This window comes from Variovorax paradoxus (assembly GCF_024734665.1).
Taxonomy (GTDB): domain Bacteria; phylum Pseudomonadota; class Gammaproteobacteria; order Burkholderiales; family Burkholderiaceae_C; genus Variovorax.
Window position 1 is genome coordinate 2,477,441 of the sequence record NZ_CP102931.1, and the last position, 13,807, is coordinate 2,491,247.

A 13,807-nucleotide genomic window follows, 5' to 3' on the forward strand; every position below is an offset into this window, starting at 1 on the left:
GTCGGTGCGCGCCTCATCGCACGAGGATCAACATGAACACAGCATTGAAATGGCTGGCCGCCGGGGCGTCGGCATTGCTGCTTGCCGCATGCGGCGCAAGCAGCAGCAGCGGACCCGAGGCCGAACTGGTCGGCACCTACGCCGTCAAGCAGAACGGCGCGCTCAAGGAACTGATCAAGATAGAGAAGCAGGGCGACCGCTACGTGATGCGCGACAAGGTGCGCACGCCCGAGTGGAGCGAACCGAAGATGCAGATGAAGCCGGTCACGCGCGAGCAATGGGCTCGCATCACCACCGACAAGGAGAGCACCGCCTTCGTCGGCATGGCGAGCGAGCAGCTAGGCATCTTCAAAGTGCCGGCGGGCTGGAAGAAGAACGGCTTCCAGACCTCGACCGGCTACTTCCTGTTCTATTCGCGGGGGCCGGTGGAGGCGTACAAGCTCTGACGGCTGAAGTGCCGATGGATCAGGCCGCGGGTGCCACGCTCGCGCCCTCGATGCGATGGCGCTTCAGCGCATCGGCCACGAAGCCGCTGGCCTTCATCTCTTCGACGAAGGCGGCGAGCAGCGCTTGTGCTGCGGCGCCGCGGCTGGCCGGCGTGCCCATGGCCTGCTGGATCACCATGAAGCGGCCCGGCAGCACGCGCACGCCGGGTGCGCGCTGCGCTTCGCCTTCGAGCATCTGGCGGATGCCGGCTGCCACTTCGACTTCGCCGGAACGCAGCGCAGCAAGCGCCGGGCCCGCGCCCTGCAGCCGCACGATCTCGGCTGCCTTGATCTCGCGCGTGAGGAACAGGTCGTAGGCGCTGCCTGAGCCGACCGAGATGCGATGGCCCTTTGCATCGACCTGCGCGTTGTCGGCGAGCGCCGAGGCTTCGGGCACGAGGTAGCTGCCTTCGATCAGCACATAGGGCGCGGTGAACAGCAGCCCCTCGCTGCGTGCGGGGTCGATGGCGAAGAAGCCGATGTCGGCCTTTTCATTTTTGACAGCATCGACCGAAGCTGCCGCCTTCTCGAACACCACCAGCTCGACGCCCACGCCGAGCCGCCGTGCGAACTCTCGCGCCAGATCGATCGAGACGCCTACCGGCTCGCCGCTGGTCGCGTCCTTGTTGGCGAGGATCGGGTTGCCGAGGTTGATCGAGGCGCGAAGCGTGCCGCTGGGCGCGAAAGCGGAAACGAGGGCGGGGGAGATCGTCATGGCGTGGTTCGTCGATGAGAGCGGGGGATGCGCGCCAGTTTACGGTGCCGTCAGCGGCTCCAGCCCCGTCTTGGCGATGGTGGGCGCGGCAGCGGGCGAGTTGAGATAGCGGATCAGCTGCCGTGCCGCATCGGGTTGTTTCGATGCGGTGGCCACGCCGGCAGAGAACACCGTCACCTGCTGCACTTCTGCCGGCAGAGGGCCGATGTAGTCGATGCCGGCGATGGGCAACAGCTCGCTCACCTGCTGCAGGCCGAGCGCCGCGTCGCCGCGCGCTACCACTGTGCCGACGCGCTCGCTCAGGATGCGCCTGCTCTTGGGCTTGACCTGGTCTTCGATGCCGAGCTTCTTGAGCAGCTCGGTCTCGTAGTAGGTGCCGCTTGCGCTGGCCGAGTAGGCGATGGACGGGGCCGCGAGCAGCGTGCGCTTCAGCGCATCGACGGAACTGATGTCGGGCTTGGGCGCGCCCTTGCGCACTGCGAAGCCGATGGCCGAGCGCACCAGGTCGACCTGGCTGCCGGGCACGACCTTGCCCTGTGCGACGAGTGCATCGAGCGCGGGGCGAGCGAGGATCACAACGTCGGCCGGCTCGTTGCGCGCGAGGCGGCTGGGGATCGAGTCGTCGGCATTGCCCATCGAGGCGCCGTATGCCGTTTTCACGGTGCGGCCGCTGCTGCGCTCGAACTCGGGGCGCAGGTCGTTGTAGGCGGCGGTGAAGCCGCCCGAGGTCATGACGTGGATGTCGCCACCGGCGGGCTTGCTGCCGCCGCCGAGGCTGCCGCAGCCGGCGAGTGCGAGGGCCGCAATCAGCGGAAGGGCTGCGCGGCGGGTGAGGGTGCGAAAGGAAGAAAAAAGAATGGGCTTCGTCACGATGTCTCCAGAAGGAAGGAAGCGGCGGCGTGGGCGCCGCCTGCTACTGCCATCGTAGAAGCCGTGGCTGTCATTCGGCCTTCAGCGGATTCGGGGTTATCACTGAGGGGATGACGCAGGCTCGTCGGGCTTGCCCGCGTCCGCGGCGGGCAGCCTTCCTCGCCTGGCCAGCCCTTCGCGCAGCAGGAACTCGACCTGCGCGTTCGCGCTTCGCAGCTCCTGCGCCGCCAGGCGTTCGATCTCGGCCCACAGGGCCGGATCGATGCGCAGGGGGTAGGATTTTTTTCCGGGACTGGCCATCGGGTGCGGGTAGAGAGACGGGCTTCAGGTGTACAGCGTACCGGTGTTGACCACGGGCTGCGTCTCTCGGTCGGAGCACAGCACCACCAGCAGGTTCGACACCATCGAGGCCTTGCGCTCGTCGTCCAGCACCACGAGATTGCGCTCCGACAGGCCCTTGAGCGCTGCCTCGACCATGCCGACCGCGCCAGCCACGATCTGGTGCCGCGCGCTGACGATGGCCACCGCCTGCTGGCGGCGCAGCATCACCTGAGCGATCTCGGGGGCGTAGGCGAGGTGGGTGAGCTTGGCGTCGAGCACTTCGACTCCCGCGCTGGCAAAGCGCTGGTTCAGCTCGTCCTTGAGTGCATCGGCCACCGTGTCGAGCCCGGCGCGCAGCGTGGTTTCTTCGCTCTGCAGGTCGTCGCCGCTGTCGTAGGCATAGAGAGTGGCAAGGTGGCGGATGGCCGCTTCGGCCTGGATGGCGACGAACTTGTTGTAGTCGTCGATCTCGAACACGGCCTGCGCCGTGTCGTAGACCCTCCACACCACTGCCGCGCCGATCTCCACCGGGTTGCCGCGCTTGTCGTTCACTTTCAGCGGCGGTGTGTTGAGGTTGCGTGCGCGCAGCGAGATCTTCTGGCCGCTTTGCAGCGGGTTGGTCCAGCGCAGGCCCTCGGTGCGGTCGGTGCCCTGGTACTCGCCGAACAGCGTGAGGATGATGCCCTCGTTGGGCTGCAGCATGTAGAGGCCGGGGATCAGCACGAGGCCGATCACGATCAGCAGAATGCTCATGGGCAGCGGCATCAGGCGCTGCACCAGCGCCCATATGCCGACAGCGATCAGCAGCAGCACCACGGCCGACACGCCGTAGCCGTTGATCGACCGGTAGGGGCGCTCCTTGCGGACCTTGCGCGGTGTTGTGGGGGTCTTCTCTTGCATGTAGCCTCCGTTAAAAGTGATATCACTTTAATATCTTTTTGAAGGCAGTCAAGATGTTTTCGATGCGAGGGCCGCTTCGCCGTTCGAAAGTAAAGGCGGCTTGCTTTACCCCGGGTTTACGGGCTCGCAACGCCCGGGACAGCTGCCGCGCCTGAAATGCGCGGTGGTCCTTCGAGGGCCAGGCATCGAAGGAACCCGCAATGATGATGAATCGACCCCTGCAACGCTTCGCGCTCGCCGCAGCCCTTGTCGCCGTGAGCGGCCACTGCTTTGCGCAATTCGGCGGTGGCGGTGGCATGGGCGGAGGCCGGCGCGGCACGCGGCCCGACAGCACGACGAGCCCGCGCACAGGCGATGGCCTGTCCACGCCGGCAACCGCTTCGGGCAAAGTCCGCGACAAGCTCTACGACCTGCGCGTGCAGCTCATGATCACGCCCGAGCAGTCACAGCTATGGGACCGTCTCTCCGATGCGGTGTGGGATATGGCCAGCCGCGCCGGCATGACCGCTGCGGCGCCACCAGACGACCAGACCGTCGTGCAGTTCGCACAGCAGCGCGCCGCGCAGGCGCAAGACCGCGCCCGGCGCACGCAGGCAGTGAGCGATGCGCTGTCGAAGCTCTACGACTTAATGACGCCCGAGCAGCGCCACACGGCCGACCAGAACCTGCCGGCCGTCATTCCCTGATCGGCACGATGCATCAGCGGCCGATCAGGTGATGAGGTCGAAGCAGCAGCCCGCGTAGTACGGCTTGTCCCCGCCGTCGACGAAGGGCACCTCGATAGGCTTGCCTTCGTTGCGCCACACATCCCGCTTCCTGTAGCCCGAGCGCGCGAGATCGGCCAGCAGCTCATCGTGGTGCTGGATGCGATAAGGGCACACGGCCACGCCGATGCTGTTGAGCGTGTAGATCGTGCGCTCGGGGTGCACGGCCGTGGTGTTCATGATGATGCGCCTGGGCTTCACGGCCAGTGCGGAAAGAATCGCGTCCATGCGCACCGGCAGGTACTGCAGGCTGCCCGACACATACAGCACGTCACAGCCGCTCGCATCGCGGTAGTCGGTGGTGAAGCCGAGCTGCTCTGTCGCTTCGCGCTTGACGGCCATTGCGCGGCCGCTCTCGACCACGCCGGGCACGTCGCACACGGTCCAGCGCAGGGTGTCGGGATAGCTGAGTACGCGGCGGAAGGCGTAGTACTTGATGCCGACGTGCCCGCCCAGGTCGAACACGCGCGTCAGGCCCGCATCGATGGAGCGGCCCAGCCAGAAGAGGCCGGGGTAGTCGTAGAAATAGATCTGCGGGCTGTAGAGCTCGCCCGCGTCGGCATTGGCGTAGCCGACGGCCTTGCTTGGCGGTGCGCCAGCCTCGGCCGCCGCGAAGCTCTCGAACGAACCCATGAAGAGGTTCTCGTCCGTGTTGTTCAGGAACTTGCGCCTGTACGCACTTTCGCGGGGAGGAAACTGCAGAAGGCTTGAAAGCATCTATTTCTCCGGTGGCATGCCCATTCTGGGCGCAACCGGAGCATTCGAGAGCTATAGCCCAGTGCCGTTGGGGCGGTTACCCCATGGAGGTTACATACCGCTCGCCAGCGCCGCCGCAGCCGCCCGCGTCTCCACCCCCAGCTTCTCGAAGATGTGCTCCAGGTGCTTGTTCACCGTGCGCGGGCTGGTGCCGAGGATCTCGCCAATGTCGCGGTTGGTCTTGCCCTTGGCGAGCCAAGACAGTACCTCGGTCTCGCGCGGCGTGAGTGCGGCATCGGCCAGGCGGGCCGCCGGCCCTTCGCGCTGGATGGCGAAGAGCAGCATCGTCTCGCCGAGCGCCGCCGCGCCGAGGTTGCGCACCGACAGCCGCATGCCCGTGGCGGTGCCAATGGCAATGGCCGCGCCCGGCACCAGCGCCGGTTCCAGCGATGCGGGCAGCAGGCCCGGCGCCACCGGGTCTTCCAGCGCATGCAGCCACAGCGCGGCCTGCGGCGAGCGCCACGCGATGCGCCCGCGCGTATCGACGAACACCACTCCCATGCCGGCCACGTCGACAGCGTCTCGCGCCATGCGCGTGATGCGGGCGTTGCGCGCGTGCGTGTGCAGCCGCGCCAGCACCTCCTGCGCGCGGATGGGCTTCACCACGTAGTCGACGCCGCCGCATTCGAAGCCCTCGACCACGTGCGAGGTTTCCGAAAGCCCCGTCATGAACAGCACCGGGATGTGCGCCCATGCCGGGTTGGCCTTGATGCGCCTGCAGGTCTCGAAGCCCGAGAGGCCGGGCATCAGGCCGTCGAGCAATATCGCGTCGGGCACCACCAGTTCGAGCCGCTGCAGCGCGGCCTCGCCGTCGGCCGCTACCAGCACGGTGTAGCCGCTGGCCTCCAGCGTGTCGCACAGCATGCCGAGGCTGCTGGGTGCGTCGTCCACCACCAGCACCACGGGGCGTTCGGATGATGATGGCGATTCAGGGGGCGAGGGTGTCTGCATCTTCAGCCAGTGCGTTGCGGAGGTTGTCGAGTTCGAAGCGCGTGACCATGCCGCGCAGCCAGGTGCAGGTCGATGCCGCTGCGGGCGAGGCGGCCGCCAGCCGGTCGAGCGCCGTGTGCAGGCCGCGCACATGGCCCATCTGCACGAGGCGCATGAGTTCGGCTCTGTCGTCTTCCGAAAGTGCGAGTTGGCGCGGGCGCTGCGGCGTGTCTTCTGCAGCGGCGGGCGGCAATGCATCGCTGCCCGACAGCCATTCGAGGCCGAGGTGCCGCTCCAGCGTGGCGATCAGCGCCGACTCGATCACCGGCTTGCCCACAAAGGCCTGGCAGTCCGCCGCGCGCAGCCGCTCGCTCTGGTTCTCGAACATGTTGGCCGAGACGATGATGATCGGGATGTCGCGAAAGCCCGAGGCGCGCACCGACGCGGCGGTCTGCCAGCCGTCCATGTCGTCCATCGTCAGGTCGAGCAGGATGGCCGAGGGCAGCTCCTCGCGCAGGCTGTCGAGGCACTCGGTGCCGCTTGCGGCCTCGCGCACCTCGAAGCCCAGCGGCGCGAGCATGCCGGCGAGCATCTGGCGTTGCACGGGCTGGTCGTCCACCACCAGCAGCGTGCGGCGTGCGCCGATGTAGCCCGACACGGGTTGCCGCAGCGCGCCGGCCTTGCTGGCCTGCGGGCCGGGGTCGGCCACCTCGCGCAGGTACACCCGCACGCTGAATGTGCTGCCTTGCGAAGAGGTAGAGGCCAGCTTGAGCTCGCCGCCCATCAGCGAAGTGAGCAGCCCGGTGATCGTGAGGCCCAGCCCCGTGCCGGGCTCTCCGCGGCGGCGGCCCGCCGCGCCGCGCTCGAAGGGCAGGAAGATGCGCTGATGGTCCTGCGCCGCCACGCCGATGCCGGTGTCGACCACGTCGAAGCGCAGCACCTCGCGCCGCGCATCCACATGCAGCGTGACGGTGCCGCTGTCGGTAAAGCGCACTGCGTTCGTCAGCAGGTTGATGAGAATCTGCCGCAGCCACTTCGCATCGGCATGCACCCATGGCGGCAACTGCCCGGCGTGCGTGAAGACGAAGGCCAGGCCCTTGTTCTCTGCCTGCGGCCGCACCATGTGCACGAGCTGGTCTAGAAAGGCCGGCAGCGCGAGCGGCGCGGGCTCCAGCTGCAGCCTGCCGGCCTCGATGCGCGCCAGGTCGAGCAGGCCATCGATCAGGCCCAGCATGTGCTCGCCGCTGCGGTGAATGGTCTGCACCGCCTCGCGCGGCGGCGTCACGGCGTCGCCCTTGAGCAGGATCTGCGAGTAGCCCAGGATGCTGTTGAGCGGCGTGCGCAGCTCGTGCGTCATGCCGGCTACGTAGCGCGTCTTGGCCTGGTTCGCAGCCTCGGCGGCTTCCTTGGCGGTCTGCAGTGCGGCATCGGTGCGGCGGTGTGCCTCGATCTCCAGCGCGAGCAGGTTGTTGTGGCGGTTCGATTCTTCCTGTGCCATCTGCCGGCTTTCGCTGCCCAGCACCACCCACCACGCGGCCACCGCGGCCACGACGGAGAGCAGCGCGAACACTTTCAGGAAGGCCGTCGCCATGACCGAATCGCTGGTGCCCGCCAGTGCCTCCTGCGCGTAGACCACGCCCACCACTGTGGCCAGCAATGCGATCAACGAAGCCGCTATCAGCAGGTAGTGCGCCACGCGAAAGTTCAGCCGCGCCGACAGCGCCGGAGGCAGCAGCGCCTGCAGCCAGCCGCTCATCTGCTCGGCCGCGCGCGAATTGGTCTTGCAGCGGTCGTGGCAGCGCGATTCGAGCGTGCAGCACAGCGAGCAGATCGGCGCGCTGTAGGCCGGGCAATGCGCCATGTCTTCAGACTCGAAGCTGTTGTCGCACACCGAGCACTTCACGCTCTGGCCCGGCTTCCAGCGGTCGATGTCTGTGCGCGCGAGGTAGTAGCGCCCGCGCGTACGCCAGGCCAGCAGCGGAGACACGGCCATGGCCGTCACCAGCGCGATGAAGGGCGAGAAGGCGCGGGCCCAATGCCCCAGTACGCCCGAGTAGGCCAGCATGGCGAGCGCAGCCGCCACCAGCATCGCCATCAGCCCCACCGGGTTGATGTCGTACAGGTGCGCGCGCTTGAACTCGATGGTCTTCGGGCTCCAGCCCAGCGGCTTGTTGATGACCAGGTCGGCCACCAGCGCGCCGACCCATGCGATGGCGATGTTGCTGTAGAAGCCCAGCACGTGTTCGAGCGCCGCGAACACACCCAGCGCCATCAGCAATATCGCGATGACCACGTTGAACACCAGCCACACCACGCGCCCCGGGTGGCTGTGCGTGAGCCGCGCGAAGAAGTTAGACCACGCGAGCGAACCCGCATAGGCGTTCGTCAGGTTGATCTTCATCTGCGAGATCACCACGAACAGCACCGTGATGCCCAGCACCCAGGCCGGGTCGCGCAGCACGTACGAGAAGCCCGTGAGGTACATCTGCGTGGGCTCGATCGCATGGTTGGCCGGAATCTCGTGCTGCAGCGCCAGGAAGGCCAGGAACGCGCCGCCCATCATCTTCAGCATGCCCGGCACGATCCAGCCCGGCCCGGCGATGAGCACCGCGGTCCACCAGCGGCCACTGTTGGCGGCTGTCTTCTCGGGCAAAAAGCGCAGGTAGTCGACCTGCTCGCCGATCTGCACCACCAGCGAGAAGGCCACCGTGGCGGCGGCGCCGAACATCAGCGGATCGAAGCCGCTGCTGTCCGAAGTGCGGCCGACCAGGCTGGTGAAGTCGGCGTACAGCTCGGGCTTCTTCACCAGCACTGCGATGAAGGGGCAGACGAACAGCACGATCCAGATCGGCTGCGTCCACAGCTGCAGCCCCGATATGAGCGTGATGCCCCGCGCCACCAGCGGAATGATGACGATCGACGACACCATGTACAGCAGCCACAGCGGCCAGTCGAGGTACATCTGCAGCGCCAGCGCGAGGATGGCCGCCTCCAGCGCGAAGAAGATGAAGGTGAAGCTCGCGTAGATCAGCGAGGTGAGCGTGGAGCCCAGGTAGCCGAAGCCCGCGCCGCGCGTGAGCAGGTCCATGTCCACGCCGTGCCGCGCTGCGTAGTAGGAGATGGGCAGGCCGGTGAGGAAAGTGATGAGCCCCACCACCAGGATGGCCCACAGCGCGTTCGAGAAGCCGTAGCTCAGCGCGATGGCGCCGCCGATGGCCTCCAGCGCCAGGAACGAAGTGGCGCCGAAGGCCGCATTCGCCACGCGGAACTCCGACCACTTGCGAAAGCTGCGTGGGGTGTAGCGCAGCGCGTAGTCCTCCAGCGTCTCGTTCGCGACCCAGGCGTTGTAGTCGCGGCGGATGCGAAAGATCTTCTGTCCGGAGACGGATTGCATGGCTGGTTCTCGCGGCGGCGGTGGCATGGGGCAGGTACAGCAAGAAGCGCTCCCTGTGCTTCTTTCCCCTCGATGTTTTCCACCGATGTCTGGCTCGCGAGTCTGCGGGCAGGGCGGGCTCCCGCCGCTACGTTGAATGACGTATTCGCGCAAACCCGGGTGATTTCTAAAGTACCAGCCATGGTGCTCGAGGCACCGTCCGATGCACTGCGATGGTGCGCGGCTCTACTTTCCAACAACCTGCCTGGAGTTTCCTGATGTCGCGTGATTCAGATCTTTCTCTCGATGCCATGGCATTGCGCCGCCGCCGTCTGCTGCAGGGCGCCGCCGCGCTGCCCGTGATGGGCCTGAGCGGCCTGAGCTTCGGCCAGGGGCAGTTCCCCACGGCCAAGGTCAACACCACCAAGCTCGCCGTGACCGACACCGAGGTAACGGTGGGCCAGCTGCATTCGTCCACCGGCACCATGGCGATTTCGGAAACCGGCTCCATCCAGGCCGAGCAGCTCGCCATCGACCAGATCAACGCCATGGGCGGCGTGCTGGGCCGCAAGATCAAGGTCATCAAGGAAGACGGCGCCTCCGACTGGCCCACCTTCGCCGAGAAGTCGAAGAAGCTGCTGGTCAACGACCATTGCGCGGCCGTGTTCGGCTGCTGGACCAGCGCCTCGCGCAAGGCCGTTCTGCCGGTGTTCGAGAAAGAGAACGGCCTCTTGTACTACCCGACCTTCTACGAAGGCCTGGAGCAGAGCAAGAACGTGATCTACACGGGCCAGGAAGCCACGCAGCAGATCATCTGGGGCCTGGACTGGGGTGCGAAGGAGAAGAAGGCCAAGACTTTCTTCCTGGTGGGCTCCGACTACATCTGGCCGCGCACCTCGATGAAGATCGCGCGCAAGCACATCGAGAACTTCCAGAAGGGTTCGGTCAAGGGCGAGGAGTACTACCCGCTGGGCCACACCAACTTCAACTCGCTGATCAACAAGATCAAGGTGGCCAAGCCCGACTGCATCTTTGCCGCGGTGGTTGGCGGCTCGAACGTGGCCTTCTACAAGCAGCTCAAGGCTGCGGGCATCACGGGCGACAAGCAATTCCTGCTGACGCTGGCCGTGACGGAAGACGAGATGACCGGCGTGGGCGGCGAGAACTTCGCAGGCTTCTACTCGTCGATGAAGTACTTCCAGACGCTGGACAACCCGAACAACAAGAAGTTCGTGGAGGCCTTCAAGGCGAAGTACGGCAAGGACGCGGTGATCGGCGACGTGACGCAGGCGGGCTACCTCGGGCCGTGGCTGTGGAAGGCGGCGGTGGAGAAGGCTGGCAGCTTCGACGTGGACAAGGTGGTGGCCGGCTCGCCGGGCATCGAGCTGAAGACGGCGCCCGAGGGGTACGTGAAGCTGGACGCGAACCACCACTTGTGGAGCAAGGCGCGCATCGGGCAGGGGCAACTTGATGGCACGTTCAAGGTGGTGGCGGAGTCGGCTGAGTTGATCAAGCCCGATCCGTTCCCGAAGGGCTACCAGTAAGCAGGCCGTCGGCCCTCACCCCAACCCTCTCCCGCGTGCGGGAGAGGGGGGCAACTCCAACATTCCGGACTTCCCGCCATGACTCTGTCGGACATGATGAACATCGGCCTCATGCAGGGCTTCGCGGGGCTGAGCCTCTTCGCGGTGCTGCTGCTGATGGGGCTGGGCCTGGCGATCATCTTCGGCCAGATGGGCGTGATCAACATGGCGCATGGCGAGTTCATGACCATCGGCGCCTACTCGATCTATCTGGCCGCGCGCATCACCGAAAGCCTGGCGCCGGCTTTCATGCCTTACTACTTCCCGATCGCCATCGGGCTGGCTTTCGTCTTCGCTTTCATCACCGGATGGATCGTGGAGTGGGTGCTGATTCGCCACCTCTACAAGCGCCCGCTCGATACGCTGCTCGCTACCTGGGGCGTGAGCCTGGGCCTGCAGCAGATCTTTCGCACCTTCATCGGCCCGAAGGAGGTGAGCCCGACGCTGCCCGAGTGGCTCATGGGCTCGTGGACGCCGCATGAAGGCCTGGACATTCCGATCAACGGCCTGTTCGTGCTGGCGCTCACCGCGCTGGTCACGGGCGGCGTGCTTATCGCTCTGCACAAGAGCCGCTGGGGCCTGCGGGTGCGCGCCACAGTGGCCAACCGCACGATGGCCAACGCCACCGGCATCGACACGAAGAAGACAGACCGCCTGACCTTTGCCATCGGCTGCGGCATTGCCGGCATGGCGGGCGCGGCCTTCACCACCATCGGCTCGACCGGGCCGACTTCGGGCTCGCTCTACATCGTCGACGCCTTCCTGGTCGTCACCTTTGGCGGCGCGGCCAGCCTCTTCGGTACGGTGGTCTCGGCCTTCGGCATTGCACAGACGCAGTCGATCTCCGAATTCTTCATGACCGGCTCGATGGCCAAGGTGCTGACGCTCTCGCTGATCGTGCTGATTCTGATGATGCGGCCCCAAGGCCTGTTCGCCGTCAAGGTCCGCCGTTGAACCCGATTCCCTCCTGGAGAACGTTCCGATGAATTTCATCAAGGCCTCGATCCAGCGCTACCAGCTCGGCAGCCTGCTGCTCCTGGTGCTGCTGCTCGCGGTGGTGCTGCCGCTGTCGCTCGACATCTTCCGCCTCAACCTCGTGGGCAAGTACCTCACTTACGCTTTCGTGGCCGTGGGCCTCGTCATGGTGTGGGGCTACGGCGGCGTGCTGAGTTTGGGGCAGGGCGTGTTCTTCGGCATCGGCGGGTATGCGATGGCGATGTTCCTCAAGCTCGAAGCCTCCGACCCCATCACGACCAAGATCCAGTCGACGCCCGGTATTCCGGACTTCATGGACTGGAACCAGATCACCGAGCTGCCCACGCTGTGGCTGCCCTTCAAGAGCCTGCCGCTGAGCCTTGCGCTGGTGGTGCTGGCGCCGATGGCGCTGGCATGGCTCGTGAGTTTCGCGATGTTCAAGCGGCGCGTGGGCGGGGTGTACTTCGCGATCATCACGCAGGCAGTGGCACTGATCTGCACCGTGCTCATCATCGGCCAGCAGGGCTACACGGGCGGCGTGAACGGCATGACCGACCTGAAGACGATGCTGGGCTGGGACACGCGCACCGACGGCGCCAAGTACGTGCTGTATTACGTTTGCGTCGGCCTTCTGGTGGCAAGCATCCTGCTGTGCCGCTGGGTGCAGACCAGCAAGCTGGGCACGCTGCTGCTGGCCATGCGCGACAAGGAAGATCGCGTGCGCTTCTCGGGCTACGACGTGTCGAACTTCAAGGTCTTCATCTTCTGCCTGGCCGCGGGGCTCTCGGGCATTGGCGGTGCGATGTTCGCGCTGCAGGTGGGCTTCATGTCGCCGAGCTTCGTGGGCATCGTGCCGTCCATCGAGATGGTGATCTTCTGCGCTGTGGGCGGGCGCATGAGCCTGGTGGGCGCGGTGTACGGCGCGCTGCTGGTGAATGCGGGCAAGACGCTGTTCTCTGAAAGCTTTCCGGACCTGTGGCTGTTCCTGATGGCCGGTCTCTTCATCGGCGTGACCATGGCCTTCCCGATGGGGCTTGCCGGAGTGTGGGAAGAAAAGATCCGGCCTTGGTGGAAGTCGCGCCGGCAGGCGCTGCGCGATGCGGCCGTCAAGCCGCCACCAGTTGCAACTGCACCCGTGGCGCCGACCGCCGCATCACAACCCGAACCCACGCTGCCCGAAGGCGTCGGCAGCCAGCGCGCCTGAACCGGAACACCCTATGAGCAACACCGACTTCGCGCTCGCCGTGGAAGACCTCACCGTCTCCTTCGACGGCTTCAAGGCCATCGACGACCTCACGCTGTACATCGACCGCAACGAACTGCGCGTGATCATCGGCCCCAACGGAGCAGGCAAGACCACGCTGCTCGACCTGATCTGCGGCAAGACGCGCGCAAGCGCCGGCAGCATCAAGTTCAAGAACACCGAGCTCACGAAGATGGCCGAGCACAAGCGCGTGCGGCTGGGCATCGGCCGCAAGTTCCAGACACCGTCCATCTACGAGAACCTCAGCGTGTTCCAGAACCTGGAGGTGTCGTTCCCGAAGGGACGCTCGGTGTTCGGCGCGCTGGCTTTCAAGTGCGACGACGAGGTCAAGGCCAAGGTGCAGGCGATTGCCGAAGAGATCGGCCTGGCCGACCGCCTCGACACAGAGGCCGGTCTGCTGAGCCACGGCCAGAAGCAGTGGCTCGAGATTGGCATGCTGCTGATGCAGGAGCCCGAGCTGCTGATGCTCGACGAGCCCATCGCCGGCATGAGCGCGCGCGAACGAGAGCTCACGGCCGACTTGCTCAAGCGCATCTGCCAGAACCGCGCGGTGATCGTCATCGAGCACGACATGGCTTTCGTGAAGCAGATCGCGCACAAGGTCACCGTGATGCACCAGGGAAAGATCCTTGCCGAAGGGCCTATGGAGAAGGTGCAGGCCGATCCCAAGGTCATCGATGTTTATCTGGGGCACTAGATGAAGCGCTGTCGTTCAGGGCTCGCTCACGACGACGGGGTACCTTGCTCCGCGAATGTCCCCCGGCCTTCGGCCTCCTCCTTTATTTCGCTGCGCAAGGCACCCCGTCGTCGTGATCGTGAAGCGCAGCGGTCGAACGGCTCGCACGAGCAGAGCGTCCATCGTGCACAGGGC

The 13,807-nt window shown here is 65.9% G+C and carries 13 protein-coding genes; 6 read left to right on the top strand and 7 right to left on the bottom strand.

Annotated elements, in window-relative coordinates; all coding sequences use genetic code 11:
• Positions 1-32: 32 nt before the first annotated feature.
• A complete protein-coding gene (locus NWF24_RS11640; protein WP_093055835.1) occupies positions 33-446 on the top strand; it encodes a hypothetical protein in 414 nt (137 codons plus the stop codon).
• Positions 447-465: 19 nt separating this feature from the next.
• Here the strand turns inward: NWF24_RS11640 and NWF24_RS11645 are convergent, their stop codons facing one another.
• The 4 genes from NWF24_RS11645 to NWF24_RS11660 form a co-directional block, all read right to left on the bottom strand.
• Positions 466-1,200, bottom strand: a complete 735-nt coding sequence (locus NWF24_RS11645; protein WP_258354308.1) for a transporter substrate-binding domain-containing protein — start codon at positions 1,198-1,200, stop codon at positions 466-468.
• Between the two features lie 39 nt (positions 1,201-1,239).
• A complete protein-coding gene (locus NWF24_RS11650) occupies positions 1,240-2,070 on the bottom strand; it encodes a substrate-binding domain-containing protein (protein WP_258354309.1) in 831 nt (276 codons plus the stop codon).
• Between the two features lie 99 nt (positions 2,071-2,169).
• Complete coding sequence (locus NWF24_RS11655) at positions 2,170-2,370, bottom strand: hypothetical protein (protein WP_093073590.1); 201 nt, start codon at positions 2,368-2,370, stop codon at positions 2,170-2,172.
• A 24-nt stretch (positions 2,371-2,394) separates the two neighbouring features.
• The gene (locus tag NWF24_RS11660) at positions 2,395-3,291 is read right to left on the bottom strand and encodes an SPFH domain-containing protein (RefSeq protein WP_093055841.1); all 897 of its coding nucleotides are present in this window, start codon (positions 3,289-3,291) and stop codon (positions 2,395-2,397) included.
• 203 nt (positions 3,292-3,494) lie between these two features.
• Here NWF24_RS11660 and NWF24_RS11665 point away from each other — a divergent pair, with 203 nt between their 5' ends.
• On the top strand, positions 3,495-3,977 hold the full coding sequence (locus tag NWF24_RS11665) for a Spy/CpxP family protein refolding chaperone (protein WP_258354310.1): 483 nt from the start codon (positions 3,495-3,497) through the stop codon (positions 3,975-3,977).
• 24 nt (positions 3,978-4,001) lie between these two features.
• On the opposite strand, the gene NWF24_RS11670 is transcribed toward NWF24_RS11665, so the two are convergent.
• The 3 genes from NWF24_RS11670 to NWF24_RS11680 all read right to left on the bottom strand — a co-directional run bounded on the left by NWF24_RS11670 (position 4,002) and on the right by NWF24_RS11680 (position 9,135).
• Positions 4,002-4,772 (bottom strand): TIGR04325 family methyltransferase, encoded by a 771-nt coding sequence (locus NWF24_RS11670; protein WP_258354311.1) that lies wholly within the window; start codon positions 4,770-4,772, stop codon positions 4,002-4,004.
• 90 nt (positions 4,773-4,862) lie between these two features.
• Positions 4,863-5,762, bottom strand: a complete 900-nt coding sequence (locus tag NWF24_RS11675; protein ID WP_258354312.1) for a response regulator transcription factor — start codon at positions 5,760-5,762, stop codon at positions 4,863-4,865.
• A complete protein-coding gene (locus tag NWF24_RS11680; protein WP_258354313.1) occupies positions 5,740-9,135 on the bottom strand; it encodes a hybrid sensor histidine kinase/response regulator in 3,396 nt (1,131 codons plus the stop codon). Before NWF24_RS11680 ends, NWF24_RS11675 begins: the two co-directional genes overlap by 23 nt.
• A 257-nt stretch (positions 9,136-9,392) precedes the next feature.
• Between NWF24_RS11680 and urtA the strand changes: the two genes are divergently transcribed.
• The 4 genes from urtA (at position 9,393) to urtD (ending at position 13,633) form a co-directional block, all read left to right on the top strand.
• Positions 9,393-10,658, top strand: a complete 1,266-nt coding sequence (gene urtA, locus NWF24_RS11685; RefSeq protein WP_258354314.1) for an urea ABC transporter substrate-binding protein — start codon at positions 9,393-9,395, stop codon at positions 10,656-10,658.
• Positions 10,659-10,736: 78 nt separating this feature from the next.
• Positions 10,737-11,651: an urea ABC transporter permease subunit UrtB gene (urtB, locus tag NWF24_RS11690; RefSeq protein WP_093055853.1), complete on the top strand. Its 915-nt coding sequence runs from the start codon at positions 10,737-10,739 to the stop codon at positions 11,649-11,651.
• 28 nt (positions 11,652-11,679) lie between these two features.
• Complete coding sequence (gene urtC, locus NWF24_RS11695; protein WP_258354315.1) at positions 11,680-12,876, top strand: urea ABC transporter permease subunit UrtC; 1,197 nt, start codon at positions 11,680-11,682, stop codon at positions 12,874-12,876.
• Between the two features lie 13 nt (positions 12,877-12,889).
• A complete protein-coding gene (gene urtD, locus NWF24_RS11700) occupies positions 12,890-13,633 on the top strand; it encodes an urea ABC transporter ATP-binding protein UrtD (protein ID WP_093073602.1) in 744 nt (247 codons plus the stop codon).
• Positions 13,634-13,807: the final 174 nt, after the last annotated feature.